Origin of the sequence: Aquimarina latercula DSM 2041 (assembly GCF_000430645.1) — a bacterium.
Lineage (GTDB): Bacteria > Bacteroidota > Bacteroidia > Flavobacteriales > Flavobacteriaceae > Aquimarina > Aquimarina latercula.
In genome coordinates this window covers 53906-69846 of sequence record NZ_AUMK01000017.1, presented here as the reverse complement: position 1 = coordinate 69846, position 15941 = coordinate 53906, and the positions used below count along the sequence as shown (strand labels likewise).

Below are 15941 nucleotides of genomic sequence, written 5' to 3'. Positions count from 1 at the left end.
CTAATTGGTAATTCTAATGAGATCTCATAAAATTAATTGAGATAGTTTCTTATAAAGCTGAATACATTGAAAATAAGAAGGATTATATTTATTAGTTTTACTTTAAATTAAAATAAATTTATGTTTGATCCATACGACGACTCACATTTTATGAGAAAGGCACTTCAGGAAGCCGAATTGGCCTATGAGAAAGGAGAAATACCTATAGGAGCGGTGATAGTAGTTTCTGATAGAATTATTGCTAGAGCACATAACTTAACAGAGCTATTAAATGATGTAACGGCTCATGCCGAAATGCAAGCTATTACGGCAGCTGCAAATTTTTTAGGTGGGAAGTATTTAAAAGAATGTACGTTGTATGTGACAATAGAACCATGTCAAATGTGCGCCGGTGCCTTGTTTTGGAGTCAGATCGGTAAAATAGTATACGGAGCAAGGGATGAACAACGCGGGTGTATAAACATGGGGACAAAATTACATCCTAAAACCAAAATGACAGGGGGTGTATTAGAAGAAGAGTGTAGTGAAATACTTAAACGCTTTTTTATTGAAAAACGTAATTTAAATTGATACTAATGATATCTTCATGAAAAATACAATTGCAGAACGAATTCAGGATTTTTTGAAACAGTTTCCACCTTTCAATATGTTGAGAAAGGAAGAATTATTAATGATTTCTGGTCAGATTCGAGTATTGTATTTAGAGAAGGGAGAGTATGTGTTTAATCAAGGTGAAAAGTGCCACGATGAATTTTATATAGTAAGAGAGGGAGCAATTGGATTATACAGAAACATTGGAAACGAAAAGGATTTAGTAGATATATGTGATACCGGAGATCTTTTTGGGCTTCGTATCATGATTATTAAAAAGAATTATAGAATGGCCTCTTTAGCCAATGAAGAGTCTATAGTGTATGCAATTCCATCATCAGTTTTCAAACCCTTTATTGATCAGAATAAAGACGTAAATACGTTTCTGCTAGAAACATTTGCAACCCATGCGAGAAACTATTATACGGAGACAGAAAAGGGGAAAAGAATAGATAATACGATATCCATTGATACGGCAAATGATCTTTCTACTTTGAGGACAATTTCTTATCGCAAAAAACCACTAACATGTAATTCATCTACTATTGTAAAGGATATTGCTTTAGAAATGAACAAACGTAAAGTAGATGCAGTAGTCGTTGCGGATGAAAATAAATACCCAATAGGTATCGTAACTGATAGTGATCTTAGAGCAAAAGTAGCTACAGGTTTGTTTCCGGCTACCGCAATGGTTACAGATATTATGAATACTCCAGTTAAAACATATGCTAAAAAGTTGACCGTAGCAGAAGCACAAATTGCGTTAATCAAAAATAATATTAGTCATCTTTGTATAACTAAGGATGGAACTCGCAGTTCAAAGCTAGTTGGCGTTTTTTCTAATCATGATTTGTTAGTGTCTTTTGGAAATAATCCTTCCGTATTGATTAAGGAGATTAAGAGAGCTAAAAAAATACAACGACTTAGATATATTAGGAAGCAGTTAGAAAGATTGTTAAAAACATATTTAGAACAAGATATTCCAACATTACATATCTTAAATCTTATTTCAGAAGTTAATGATGCATTGGTAATTAGAGCAATCGAATTATCATTAAAAGAAATGCCAGAAAAACCACCAGTGAAGTTTAGTTTTTTAGTTTTAGGTAGTCAAGGAAGAAGAGAACAGTTGTTGTTAACTGATCAAGATAATGCCATTGTATTCGAAGATGTTAGCGAAGATATATATGAATCAACTCAACGCTACTTTTTAGAATTAGCGCGAATAATTACTAAAAACTTACACACAATTGGTTTTGAGTATTGTCCAGCAGAAATGATGGCAAGTAACCCAAGATGGTGTATGTCTGCTATGGAATGGGAAATGCAGTTTAGAAATTGGATGACAACCCCAACGGAAGAAAGTACCTTATTGTCATCAATATTCTTTGATTTTCAGTTAGTATATGGAGATCCATATATGGTAAATCAGCTATCTGATGTGGTTTTTGATGGAGTTAATAAAAGTAAAAGGTTTTTAGGATTGTTGGGAGTTAGTGCATTACAAAAACCATCGCCTTTAGGTTTTTTTAAGCAGTTTTTGGTTGAACAAAATGGAGAACATAAGGATACTTTTGATATCAAAACAAGAGCTATGATGGTATTGATCGATGGAGCAAGAATTTTATCACTATATCATAATTTAAAAGGAGTTAATAATACATTACTTCGGTATGAAAAACTTGCAATACTAGAACCAAATAACAAGGAGCTTTTTGAGAGTTGTGCAAAGGCCTTTAGAGTGCTACTTAAGTTTAGAACACGTCAGGGGTTAATTCATAAAGACTCTGGGAGATTTATTAAATTAAATACATTGAGTAAAAGTGATAAACTAAAGCTTAAAAGATGTTTTAAGCCCATACGGGATATTCAAGAGGTGTTAAGAGTACGTTTTCAGTTAAAAACATTAATGTAGTGATGAGTTTATGGTCTCTAAATAGAAATAAAGAGCTTCCAGATTTCTGGAATAATTACCTTTCACTTTTTGAAAATCGTTTTCAGAGAAAAACTATTGATGAGGTTAGGTTTGTTGCATTTGATACAGAAACTACTGGCTTTGATTATAAGGATGATAGGATTCTATCTATTGGATGTGTTGCAATTAATAATGTTGCAATTGACGTGGCAGATCAATTGGAATTATATCTAGAACAAGATGTTTTCAATTCTGATACAGTAGAGATTCATGGGATTCGAAAGAATAATAATTTTGATACGATATTAGAATACAGAGCAATTGAGTTATTCATAAAATATATAGGAAACGCTATATTAATTGCACATCATGCAGATTTTGATCGCAGAATGATAAATAGTGCCTTAAAGAGGCATGGGTTAGGGACATTAAAGAATAGGTTTTTGGATACTGGAGTACTTTTTCGGAAAACTAAACATATCGTATATCATACCCATAGAAAGCATCTTCATTATAGTTTAGATGAATTATGTGATGACTTAAAAATATCCAAAAGCGATCGACATACAGCCTCTGGAGATGCTTTTATTACTGCAATAGCTTTCCTTAAAACGATAGCAAGATTAAAAATTCTTAAAACGGATAAGGTGTCTAATCTGTTTTAAGATTAAGGTGTTTAAACAATACTTGCAACTGTTTTTATAGATCTCAGTCTTTTTTATAGAATCAATCAAAATGCGAAAAGAACTATATGTTATTATTTCTTTAGTGAGCTCTGTTGGCTTTTCTCAAGATAATGAGATTTTAAGAGGTAAAATACTCACAGATACGATTCATCAGAAGTCGGTAAATATTATAAATATTAGCCAAGGTATAGGAACAATAAATGATAAAGTTGGTTTTTTTGAAATAAAAGCCAATAAAGGGGATACGATCATTTTTTCATCAGTCCAACATTACCAAAAATCACATATAGTTACTAAACAAGATCTAAAAAAAGCGAATCTAACTATACAATTAGAGGTTAAAGTAAATGAATTAGACGAAGTCACTATTTCTCGGTATAATCTTTCAGGAGAGCCTAAGGAGGATATAAAGAAAATTGAAACAATTGAGGATAAATTACCAATGTTTAATGCAAAACTATTGGATACTACTCCTTTTGTACATGAAAAAGGTGCTGCAACTGTTAGAAATACAACTATTGATCATAGAAAAAATGCTACCGCTTTTAATTTTATAGCTACAGGTAGGATGATTGCTAGTCTTTTTAAGAAAAAGAGACCTAAAAAAGTAGTTCGTATTCCAAAAGTGTCAGATTTTTATAATGGTGATTTTTTAGTGAATGAATTAGAAATACCTGAAGTTGAAGTGTATAATTTTATAGATTATCTAAATCAAAAAGTAGAAACAAAAGAGGTGCTAAAAACAAGAGATGAGTTAAGGATATTAGAATACCTAATTAATCAAAGTAAAGATTTTAATACTAAAATTCTACGAAAAGAGAAAAACTGAAAATGTATTACACTATTTGAAGAAACAAATGCAAAAAAATATTTTCCACCTCTTTTTTTTGATCTCTTTATTAAGTTTTGGCCAGAATAACTCTTGGTTAGAAGGAAGAATTGTTGTAAAAACATTAGAATTAGAAGCAGTTAATATTGTCAATCTTACCAAAGAGATAGGTACTATTAGTAATGCATTAGGATATTTTAAAATAGAGGCAGAACCAGGAGATCAAGTTGTGTTTTCATCAATTCAATTCCAATTAGAAAAGCTTGTAATTACTAAAGAAGATTTACAATCGGATAATTTTACGGTTTTCTTAGAACCAGAGGTTAATGAATTAGATGAAGTAAGAATATCAGAGTATATTTTATCTGGAGATATACAAAAGGACATCCAAGAAATACCAACATACGAGGATAGATTACCATTGTGGAATGCAGCTCAGATCAAGAAAATGAGGATTGTTTGGCAAGATGATGCCCAATCACCAGTAAAAAATATCGCTTTAGGACAGGGAAGTAGCCAAGCTTCGGTATCGATTGATATAGGAATATTAATTAATCTAATATCCGGAGCTTTTAGAAATAAATCGAAACAGATTGAATCTAAAGCCCAAATAACAGATTTTTATAAAGAAGAGTTTTTTATAAAAGAATTGGAAATACCCGAAACAGAATTTTATAATTTTTTGGATTTTTTAAATGAAGAGAAAAGTTTAAAAACTGTTCTTAAAACAAATGATGATTTAAAAGTTTTAGAATTTTTAATAATGCAAGTAGAATTGTTTAAGAAAAAGTATAATGTAAAAGAATAAAAAAGGCGCTATGATTAGCGCCTATGAAACTTAGAAGTTTTTTATCTTAACCATGAATTACGCGAACCTGAGCTGCAATAATTCCTTTTCTTCCTTCTTCTTCTTCATACTCTACTTTGTCACCTTCATTAAGCGCTTCACCATTTAATCCTGAAGCGTGTACAAAGATGTCCTTTCCTGTTTCATCGTTGGTAATGAACCCGTAACCTTTAGATTCATTGAAAAATTTTACTGTTCCTTCCATTGTAATAAGATAATATTATGAAACATAAAGGTAACTTTTAATGCAAAAAGATTTGTTATTAAAATGTAAATATTTGCATAATTTTAGTTTTTGTCAGTTTTTTCCTCTTTACCGTGATCTCTCATTTTTTGAAGGTTTTCTTCAGTTAACATATAATCTTTAACCTTTTTATCTTTCCATCTGTGATATATGAATAAAGGCATTAATATAAAGGAAGCACCTAAGATTCCGAGACCAACCCATTTGTCTCCTGTAAGATGATCTCCAGAGTTTTTATGATAATAACCAATAGCGACTAGGGCGACTACTGCAATGAATAATATTCTAATAACATATTTCATCTAAGAGTTTTTTTTGGTGATTTAAGTACAATTTATTAACAATCAAAGGTTTTCGTAAAAAAATCATCTAATAGTTTTATAAAACATACGTTTTCTAAGATCTAAGGTTTAAATGCGCTCTAAAAGCTTTTAGACCTCAACAAATTAAACTTATACGTATATCAAACACAAACAAAACTTAAAAAATCACACAATGAAAAAGAGTTTACTAATTGCAGTAACTTTAATGCTGTATTTCTACAGCGCTAGTTATGCACAATCAGAAAGGGATTTGCCATTTGTATGGGAAAACGCAACAGTATATTTTGTTCTTACGGATCGTTTTGAAAATGGTGATCCTTCTAATGATATTTCTTATAGTCGACCACAAGATGGACCGCCACTAAGAAATTACGAAGGAGGAGACTTATTAGGCTTAATTAATAAAATAGAAGAAGGATATTTTGATGACCTTGGCGTAAATGCTCTATGGATTACACCGCCAATTGAAAATATTTATGGATCTGTTCCAGGAGCCGGATACGGTTTTCATGGATATTGGGCAAAAGACTGGACCAATATAGATGCAAACTTAGGAACCAATGCTCTTTTTGGAACTTTTGTAGATACTGCGCACGAGCATGGAATTAGAGTTTTGTTAGATGTTGTATTGAATCATGTTGGCCCTGACACAAGTACAGATCAAAATCAATCATGGCCGGATGAGTGGGTGCGAAGAGATCCTGATTGTAATTTTCAAGGTCCTAATGGTACAATACCTTGTGAGCTAGTAGATAACTTACCAGACATTAGAACTGATTCTAATGATAATGTAAGCTTGCCAAATTGGTTATTAGAGAAATGGAATCAAGAAGGGAGAAGAGAACGAGAAGAAAATGAACTGAATGATTTTTTTAATAGAACAGGTAAATCTAGATCTCCAAGAAGTTATATCATTAAATGGCTCACAGATTATGTTAGAAAATATGGAGTAGATGGTTTTAGAGTAGATACTGTAAAACACGTAGAAGAAGCTGTATGGAAAGAGTTGGAGGCAGAAGGTATCATTGCTTTAAGAGAATGGAAAACTAACAACCCTAGCAAAAAGTTAGACGATCTTGATTTTTGGATGACTGGAGAAGTCTTTAATTATAATGCTCCCACAATGGGAAGAAATTTTACAGGAGATGGTTTTAATGTAGATTATTATAACAATGGGTTTGCAAACTTAATCAATTTCGAGTTTAGGTTTAATGCGGATGAAGGTTTGGAAAGTATTTTTAGTAGATATGATAATCTATTACAAAATCAATTAGGAGAAGGAAAAAGTGCAATGAATTTTTTAACCAATCATGATACTGAAGAAGTGTTTGATAGGAATAGACAAAAGACTTTTGAAGCTGGTACCAAATTATTATTAACACCAGGGCCAGCACAGATATATTATGGAGATGAAACTGCTAGAACACTTACTCCAGGTGGTGGTGCTACAGGAGATGCTACATTACGCTCTAATATGAATTTTGATGAACTTACTAATCCGAATTCTGTTGCTTCGCTAACATTAACACATTATCAGAAAATTGGTAAGTTTAGAAGAGAACATATTTCTGTAGGAGCAGGAAAACATACAAAACTACAAGACACTCCTTATACTTTTAAGAGAGAATATGATAAAAATGGCTTTCAGGATAAAGCTCTTGTCTACACGGGTAATGATAATGACTTTACTGGAGTTTTGGATGTATTTGGGATGTGGGAAGACGGAACAGAATTACAAGATTACTTTTCTGGATCGTTAGGAACAGTTACCAATGGTACCGTTAGTTTTGGAACAAGTTTTGGATTGGTATTAATTAGCGAGCCTATTTCTCAAACTTTAGGAGTAGATACGATTGATTTACCAAATCTAGCTTTTGCAAAAGTTTGGCCAAATCCTTTTACAAACTCTGTAAAAATTTCTTTTCAAATGACTAATGTAAGATTAAAAGATGTGCAAGTAGAAATATATAATATTCTAGGAAAAAAGGTAATGAGTAATGATGGAGTAGAGGTTCAAGAGAATATTATTAGTATAGAAACACCTAATCTGGTTCAAGGAATGTATTTGATAAAAATAATTTTGGATGGACGGAATGAAATTGTCCAATTAATCAAAAAATAACATCTCTTTTTTTTGATGTTTAAATCCCACTAAGAATTTATCTTAGTGGGATTTATTTTATTATCTAAATTCTTTGAAAAGGTATTTATCTAGTGAAATTAATAAGTTTTCTTCGATAAGCGGTTAATAATTTTGATTTGGAAATAAAGCCATAATACCTTCCGTTTTTAACTACAGGAAGATTCCAAGCCCCAGTGTCTTGAAATTTCCGCATTGCAGTTTTTGCATCGTCCTCTTCATAAACAATCATAGTTTCTAGTTGGGTCATCAACATAGCAACGGTAGTTTTATGGTACAGAGAAATATCAAACATAATATCCCTGATATTATCTAATTTTACAATCCCTAATAAAGTATTAGATTCATCAACAACAGGAAATAAATTTCTATTGGATTTAGCAACAGCTTCACTGAGTAGATGTTTTAAAGTATGTTCAGGATTAACAGGAATGAAGTTAGTTTCGATACAATCATCTAATTTCATAAGCGTAAGAACGGTTTGATCTTTATCGTGTGTAAGTAATAACCCTTGTTCTGCAAGCTCTCTTGTATAAATATTATGCTCGATACTATTTTTTGAAATAATGAATGATATAGCTGTTGTAATCATCAATGGTACAAATAATTCATAACTAGAAGTAATTTCAGCTATAAGAAAAATAGAAGTAAGAGGAGCGTGTAATACACCGGCTATAAGGCCAGCCATTCCTAATAAAGTAAAATTGGCTTCGGATACTTGAATACCAATACCGAGATTATTGATTATTTTGGAGACTACATTGCCTAATGCGCTTCCCATTACCATAGTGGGGATTATAATCCCTCCAGAACCACCAGCACCAAATGTTGCCGTCATCGCAATTGCTTTAAAAATTGTTATACCTGTAAGCAAAGCAATGATCATCCAGATGTTGTCTGTCATGGTATCAAAAGGAGTATTTCCAATAGCTGCAAGGTGATTTCCATTTAAAAGATCATTAATAAAACTTAATCCTTCACCATAAAGTGGTGGAATAAAATATAGCATGATACCAATAGCAAAACCACCAATAAGTAAACGATGAATTTTTTTAGGAAAACGATCGAAAAAATGAAGAATTCCGAAGTACATTTTAGTAAAATAAATAGAAGCAACTGCTGTTCCAATTCCGAGAATAATGTAAAAAGGAGTATCGTAAATATCAAATTTTTCTAGAACATCAAAACTGAACAATACTTCATCTCCTAAAAAGAAATAAGAAGTGATAATCGATGAAACGGAAGCAAATAATAATGGTAATAATGAAGTTAAGGTAAGGTCAAGACTAAATACTTCTACGGCAAATACTAAACCGGCAAGAGGAGATTTAAAAACAGCGGAAATCGCTCCTGCAGCAGCACATCCAATTAATAAAAAACGCGTTTTGGTGTCTAACTTAAATAATGAGCTAAGATTTGAACTTAATGTAGAACCCGAGCCCACAGCTGGGCCAAGTAATCCTACAGAACCTCCAAAACCTACAGTAATAGGAGATAGAAGGAGTGGTAAGTAACCACTTAATGGTTTTATTTTTCCATCTTTTTTAGAAAGAGAATATAAAATCATTGGAATAGCAGATTTTACACTCTTTTTGACTATAAATTTTGTAATAATGTAAACGATCAGGAGCCCAATCATTGGAATAATAAAATAAAAAGATGTTTGCCATGAGATAATATCACTTTCCAAAACTACCTGTATTAGGTGTGTAATGTTCTTAAGTAAAAGAGAAATGAGACCAGCACAAAAACCAACAAAAACACTTAAAATAAGAACAAAGTTTTTATTGGAGATATGACGATATCGCCAAATCAAAAACCTATGTAGTAGCGTCTTTTTTTTAGCTGGCATCTATGGATATTCAAGGTTTAGATTAAAGGTAATAAAAAATCCCGCTTTCGGCGGGATGTTTTATTTTATAAATCTAGTTTTATGTTTAATTCCTTGAGTTGTTCTTGATCAATATTAGCAGGAGCGTCTATCATTACGTCTCGACCACTATTATTTTTAGGGAAAGCAATAAAATCTCTAATGGTTTCCTGACCTCCAAGTATCGCTACCAATCTATCAAATCCAAAAGCTATTCCTCCGTGTGGAGGAGCTCCATATTGAAAGGCATCCATTAAGAAACCAAATTGTTCTTTTGCTTCTTCGGGAGTAAAACCTAGATGGTCAAACATTAATGCTTGCGTTTCTTTATCATGAATACGGATAGATCCACCACCAATTTCGTTACCATTTAATACCAGATCATAAGCATTTGCTCTAACATCACCTGGTTTAGTATCTAAAAGAGGTATGTCTTCTGGTTTTGGAGATGTAAAGGGGTGATGCATTGCATGATATCGTTCTGTATCTTCATCCCATTCTAAAAGAGGGAAATCAACTACCCATAATGGAGCAAATTCCTCAGGATTTCTTAATCCTAATCTTTCTGCCAGTTCCATTCTTAATGCACTTAACTGTCCTCGTACTTTAGTTGCTTGCCCTGATAGTACACAAATAAGATCTCCAGGTTTTGCACCAGTAGTTTCTGCCCACTTGGATAAATCAGATTGGTCATAAAATTTATCCACGGATGATTTGTAACTTCCATTTTCATTACATTTTACATACACCATTCCTAGTGCTCCTACTTGTGGACGTTTTACCCAATCTATTAGTTTGTCAATTTCTTTTCTAGTATAAGAAGCTCCTCCGGGTACAGCAATTGCAACTACTAATTCGGCATCATTAAAAACTTTGAATTCTTTATGTTGAGCTACTTTATTTAGTTCTCCGAATTTCATTCCAAAACGGATATCTGGCTTATCATTACCATACGTTCTCATGGCTTCGTCATAAGTCATTCTTGGAAAATCAGTAATGTCCTGACCTTTAATGTCTTTAATTAAATGACGAGTAAGTCCTTCAAAAATAGTAAGAATATCCTCTTGTTCAACAAATGCCATTTCGCAGTCAATCTGAGTAAACTCTGGTTGTCTATCAGCTCTTAAATCTTCATCTCTAAAACATTTTACAATCTGAAAATATTTATCCATTCCCCCAACCATCAATAGTTGCTTAAAAGTCTGCGGAGATTGAGGTAAAGCATAAAATTGACCTTCATTCATACGAGATGGAACAACAAAATCTCTAGCTCCTTCTGGGGTTGATTTTATCAAATAAGGCGTTTCTACCTCTATAAAACCATCTTCTGATAAATAGTTACGAACTTTCATAGCAACTTGATGACGAAACATCAGGCTATTTTTTACAGGGTTTCTTCTTATATCAAGATATCTATACTTCATTCTGATATCTTCACCTCCATCAGTTTCATCTTCAATGGTAAAAGGTGGAACTAATGCTTCATTTAAAATTTGCAATTCTTGCACTAAAATCTCGATATCACCAGTAGGGATATTTGGATTTTTAGATTCTCGTTCTATTATAGTTCCTTTGACTTGTATTACAAATTCTCTCCCAAGAGTTTTTGCATGCTCCATAACATCCGAAGATGTGCGTTCTTCATCAAAGATTAGTTGCGTTATTCCATAACGATCTCTTAGGTCTACCCATATCATAAATCCTTTGTCTCTTACTTTTTGGACCCATCCAGATAAGGTTACTTCTTTATTGATATCGGAGGTGCGTAATTCACCACAAGAATGACTTCTATACATAGTTGTTTGTTAAGGCTGCAAAAATAAGAAGTTTAATATTAATTGTAATTGAGTTTCTCTGAAAATGAATAGTATAATTATTAATAGTTTATCTAAAAAAAGGACTACGTGTTTACTGTATAATATTTACGGTTTAAGCTTATAACTTATTGATAATCATTGTTTTCTGAACTAACATATGTTAGTTTTAACTTTTTTTTATAAGAATGTTTTAATAGATTTAACCAAACTTATAAACAAATCATTATGAAAAAACAAACACAAACTAGCAAGGGGCTTTTGCTATTCTTGTTTTTCTTTCCTGTCATGCTTTTTGCTCAGGAAACTATTACCGGAAAAGTAGTTATTGAAAGTACCGGTGAAGGAGCACCATTCGTAAATATCGTAGAGAATGGTACGAATAACGGTACTGCTAGTGATATTGATGGTAATTTTTCAATTACCGTAGGTTCATTACCGGCACGATTAAGAGTATTTGCTCTTGGTTTTTCGACTAAAATGGTAGATGTTTCTCAAGCTGGTAATATCACAATTCAAATTAGCGAATCTACTGAGTCGTTAGAAGAAGTTGTGGTTACTGGATTAGGTTCATCTATAAAAAGAGCTAATCTTGCTAATGCTGTTTCTACTGTATCTTCTGAAGAACTAGTTGGTAATACAGGACAAACAACTGTAGACGGTGCATTATATGGTAAAGTAACAGGTGTTAATATTACTGCCTCCTCTGGAGCACCAGGTGGTGGTACTGCATTAAGGTTAAGAGGTATATCATCGATTAACGGAAATAATCAACCTCTATTTATAGTAGATGGAGTATATATTAATAATGTAGAGATACCTTCAGGGCTTCGTTTTGCATCTGGAGCGAATCGAGGTAATGAGGAAAATGCTGGAAACCGACTGGCAGATATAGATCCTAATGATATAGAAAATATTGAAATATTAAAAGGGGCTTCTGCTGCAGCAATTTATGGAACGAGAGCAAATGCTGGGGTAGTAATTATTACTACTAAAAAAGGAAAAGGCGGAAAAACTAAAATTAGATTTAGTCAGGATACAGGGATCAATGTTATACAAAACAGATTAGGATTGCGCCCTTGGACAGCTACAAGTGTATTTGATGCATTTTTTACACCTAATCCTGATGATCCAGAGGCTGAAGCAAGGTCAAGAGCTGCGGCTGAAGCAGAAGTTGCTGCTTTTAATAATGCTATTCAGAACGGTGGATTAATTGATTATGAAGATGAAATTTATGGAAATGTAGGTTTTATTTCTGAAACAAAATTAAGTGCCAGTGGAGGGAATGATAAAACTAGATTTTATATAGGTGGTTCTTACCGTGATGAAGAAGGGATTATCCAAAAGACAGGTTTTGATAGATTTTCTATTCGAAGTAATATAGATCATAAAATCTCGGACATTTTCGATGTTTCTTTATCCTCTAACTATGTAAGAAGTAATTCTAGTAGAAGTTTTACAGGAAATGAAAATGAAGGAGGATTAAGTTTTGGGTATACATTAGCATTTACAAGACCTTGGAATAATTTATTTCCAGATGCTGATGGGAACTATCCTAATAACCCAAACTATCCTGGGAATCCAATATTTGTAAGAGATCAAGCTAAGAACGAAGATTCTAATAATAGATTTATACAAGGTGTAAAATTTACTACTAAACTATTGAACAAAGAGAAAGATAAGGTAAGGTTTGTAGTAAATGGAGGTATCGACTATCTGGCAAATGAAACATATGTATATGTACCAGAGACCCATCAAGCTCAAGTAGGTAATCAAGAAGGTTTTGTCGCTGAGGGAAGAAACAATTTTACTCAATTTAATTTGTTAACTTTTGCCGTATGGGATCATACTGCACTCAATGGTGATTTGGGTCTTACTACACAAGGAGGAGTTAGTTATTTAGAACAACAAGCTAACTTAGTGAATAGTAGAGGTTCTAATTTATTTGGAGGGCAAACAAGTGTAGATCAATCGGTAAATCAGGTGATTGACCAGACTAGATCAAACCAAAAGGATTTTGGATATTTTGCTCAGATAGAAGGTAACTATAAAGATCAAATAATTGCTACTTTGGGGTATCGTTTAGATAAATCCACATTAAATGGAGATCAAAACAAGTTATATGGTTTTCCTAAAGCTTCTCTTGCTATTAATATAGCAAATTTCGAATTTTGGAATGTTGAAGGTATCAATCAATTAAAAGTAAGAAGTGCTTATGGAGAAACGGGCTCATCTGCAGCTTTTGGTTCTATATACACAAGATTGAACCCAAGTAATATTGGAGGCAATGGTGGTCTTAGTGTAGGAACAAGAGGAGATACGGATATTGAACCAGAAACTTCGGCAGAATTTGAAGTAGGTATGGATCTTGGAATATTAGATAGTAGAGTCTCTTTAGAAGCATCATATTATAATAGAAAAGTTAGTGATTTGATATTATCTAGAAATGTACCAGCCTCCTCTGGCTTCACTACAGAAACCACTAATCTTGCCGACTTAGTGAATCAAGGACTTGAATTGGCAGTACGAGGAGATGTTTGGAGAGGTAATAATTTCTATTGGAATACTGGAATTCAGTTTTATTTTAACAGATCCGAAGTGACTCGTTTAGATGTGCCTGCATTCGCGCAACCAGGAGCTGGATTTGGAACAGGTTTAGGTACGTTTTTTATAGAAGAAGGACAACCAGTTACACAGATTGTAGGAAATATAGATCCTGATGGAGATGGACCGATAGAAGGAAGTTTGCAGCAAGTAGGAAATGTAGAGCCTGATTTTCAAATGGCTTTTAACAATCAATTCACTTTATTCAAACAATTGGATATTTCCTTTTTATTACAATGGAAGCAAGGAGGAGAAAACCTAAACTTATCCAGGTTTCTTACTGATCTAGGACAAACTTCTCCAGATTTGGAAACTCCAGAAGGACAAGCTCGACTTGGAACGGCAGCCAATGCCGAACGTTTTATAGAAGATGCAGGATATGTGAGATTAAGAGAGGCAGCGATTTATTATAGATTTCCTACCAATATTGTAGAAGGACTTTTTGGAGAAGTAGTAGAGGGTGTAAAATTAGGAGTATCAGGAAGGAACATATTTACTATTACAGATTATAGTAGTTATGATCCAGAGGTATCTGTAAATGGAGGAGCAGGTTTATCCAGTGGTATAGAGGTAACACCGTTTCCTAGTTCTCAACAATTTTACTTTCACCTAAATGTTAATTTTTAAAATAAGCAATAATGAATAATAGAATAATAATGAAAACGAAATATCATCTGGTGCTTGTTTTACTTTTTATGGTAACAGTATCATGTTCTTTTGATGAAGACATTGACCCTAATGGACCAAGTCTTGAAGGGGTAGAATCTAATGCTTCCTTACGACAACTTAATGAATTAGCAATTGGAATTCAGGCTAGTTCTAGAGATGGTCATGGTATAGAAACGACGGCCAGTGGTACATTGGCAAGAGAATTATACTTATTTGACGCAGATCCTAGAAACACAGGAGATTTGTTGGGAAAAAATGGAATTCAATTAGATAATAATTCATTTTATAGTACCGCTCAATTTACTGGAAGCTATAGATGTATTAAAAATGCAAATGTACTATTAGCCGCTTTAGATAATACACAGGCTATAGAGGAAATGGATAAAAATGGATATCGAGGTTTTGCTAAAACTTATATTGCATATGAGCTTATTCAGGTTTTGAAATCCTATGGTACAGCAAGAATTGATGTAGCAGATCCGGATAATCTTGGTCCTTTTTTAGAATTTGATGCCGCACTTGTAGAAATTAGAAACTTGTTAGACGAAGCTGAAAATGATTTAAGTGGATTTACATCTTTAGATCAATTTTTATTTCCTATTTCAGGTTTTGGTAATTTAATAGATGCATCGGGTGAGATGGGAGATGATGTACGTGATGATAATAGTCAAATTACTATTGATGAATTCATTTTATTTAATAGAGCTGTTGCCGCCCTTGCTGCAGTATATGCAGGAGATGGAACTAGTGCTCTTTCAGAATTGTCAAACTCTTATTTTGATCTTATGGGAAGTTTAACCAATGGGCCTAAATATGTTTTTGGATTGGGAGCTGGAGATCTACCTAATGGTGTTTTTCGTTCACCTTCAACATCCGCTGAGGAACCAAATAATGCGGATCAGATTATTGTTCACGATAGTTGGATAAATGATGCTGAAGCAGGTGATACACGAGTAGCATCTAAAGCAGCGGTTAGACCAATGCCAAGTGCTCAGGATGGACTCAATGGAACACATGAAACGAGATTATATGCATCGAATGTAACACCAATTGACATTCTAAGAAATGAAGAATTAATTTTAATATATGCAGAAGCGAGTATATTAGCAAGTAATTTACAAGATGCAGAGGACGCATTGAATGTAATTCGTAATGCAGCCGGTTTAGTAGATTATGCTGGTGCTCAAACATCAGGAGATCTAACAACGGAACTTTTAAATCAAAGACGTTATTCTTTATGGGCAGAGAATCATAGAATGTTTGATTTAAAAAGATATGGATTGTCTAATACGTTACCTATTGATAGAGCAGGAGATCAAGTATTTAATGTTTTACCAATACCTTTGTCAGAAAATCAATAATCATTTTATATTATTTTGAAATTAGAAACGCCGCAAATCTGCGGCGTT

Annotated in this window: 12 protein-coding genes; 8 read left to right on the top strand and 4 right to left on the bottom strand. The window is 33.1% G+C overall.

Translation table 11 applies throughout. The annotated features are described in order from the left end of the window. Positions 1–120 precede the first annotated feature (120 nt). The 5 genes from H526_RS0115985 (at position 121) to H526_RS30965 (ending at position 4829) form a co-directional block, all read left to right on the top strand. Positions 121–570, top strand: a complete 450-nt coding sequence (locus H526_RS0115985) for a nucleoside deaminase (RefSeq protein ID WP_027393941.1) — start codon at positions 121–123, stop codon at positions 568–570. Between the two features lie 16 nt (positions 571–586). Continuing rightward, positions 587–2506 carry a DUF294 nucleotidyltransferase-like domain-containing protein gene (locus tag H526_RS0115980; RefSeq protein ID WP_027393940.1) on the top strand — a complete coding sequence of 640 codons (1920 nt, stop codon included), beginning with the start codon at positions 587–589 and terminating at the stop codon, positions 2504–2506. A 2-nt stretch (positions 2507–2508) separates the two neighbouring features. Beyond that, complete coding sequence (locus H526_RS0115975; RefSeq protein ID WP_027393939.1) at positions 2509–3171, top strand: 3'-5' exonuclease; 663 nt, start codon at positions 2509–2511, stop codon at positions 3169–3171. Positions 3172–3241: 70 nt separating this feature from the next. Further along, the gene (locus H526_RS0115970; protein ID WP_027393938.1) at positions 3242–4021 is read left to right on the top strand and encodes a peptidase associated/transthyretin-like domain-containing protein; all 780 of its coding nucleotides are present in this window, start codon (positions 3242–3244) and stop codon (positions 4019–4021) included. Positions 4022–4049: 28 nt separating this feature from the next. Next, complete coding sequence (locus H526_RS30965) at positions 4050–4829, top strand: carboxypeptidase-like regulatory domain-containing protein (protein WP_027393937.1); 780 nt, start codon at positions 4050–4052, stop codon at positions 4827–4829. 46 nt (positions 4830–4875) lie between these two features. On the opposite strand, the gene H526_RS0115960 is transcribed toward H526_RS30965, so the two are convergent. Both H526_RS0115960 and H526_RS0115955 read right to left on the bottom strand, forming a co-directional pair. Beyond that, positions 4876–5073: a cold-shock protein gene (locus tag H526_RS0115960; RefSeq protein ID WP_027393936.1), complete on the bottom strand. Its 198-nt coding sequence runs from the start codon at positions 5071–5073 to the stop codon at positions 4876–4878. A gap of 83 nt (positions 5074–5156) precedes the next feature. Next, entirely contained in the window at positions 5157–5414 is a 258-nt protein-coding gene (locus tag H526_RS0115955) for a hypothetical protein (RefSeq protein WP_027393935.1), read from the bottom strand. A gap of 193 nt (positions 5415–5607) precedes the next feature. On the opposite strand from H526_RS0115955, the gene H526_RS29325 reads away from it, so the two are divergent. Continuing rightward, entirely contained in the window at positions 5608–7557 is a 1950-nt protein-coding gene (locus tag H526_RS29325; RefSeq protein ID WP_081415639.1) for an alpha-amylase family glycosyl hydrolase, read from the top strand. 85 nt (positions 7558–7642) lie between these two features. Here H526_RS29325 and H526_RS0115945 read toward each other — a convergent pair whose 3' ends face one another. Next, complete coding sequence (locus H526_RS0115945; protein WP_027393934.1) at positions 7643–9427, bottom strand: chloride channel protein; 1785 nt, start codon at positions 9425–9427, stop codon at positions 7643–7645. A gap of 65 nt (positions 9428–9492) precedes the next feature. Then, positions 9493–11241: an aspartate--tRNA ligase gene (gene aspS, locus H526_RS0115940; protein WP_027393933.1), complete on the bottom strand. Its 1749-nt coding sequence runs from the start codon at positions 11239–11241 to the stop codon at positions 9493–9495. Positions 11242–11487: 246 nt separating this feature from the next. Between aspS and H526_RS0115935 the strand changes: the two genes are divergently transcribed. Together H526_RS0115935 and H526_RS0115930 are read left to right on the top strand one after the other, a co-directional pair. Beyond that, positions 11488–14490, top strand: coding sequence for a SusC/RagA family TonB-linked outer membrane protein (locus tag H526_RS0115935; RefSeq protein ID WP_027393932.1), 3003 nt, complete (start codon positions 11488–11490; stop codon positions 14488–14490). Between the two features lie 11 nt (positions 14491–14501). Next, positions 14502–15893 carry a RagB/SusD family nutrient uptake outer membrane protein gene (locus H526_RS0115930; RefSeq protein ID WP_245591214.1) on the top strand — a complete coding sequence of 464 codons (1392 nt, stop codon included), beginning with the start codon at positions 14502–14504 and terminating at the stop codon, positions 15891–15893. Positions 15894–15941 lie beyond the last annotated feature (48 nt).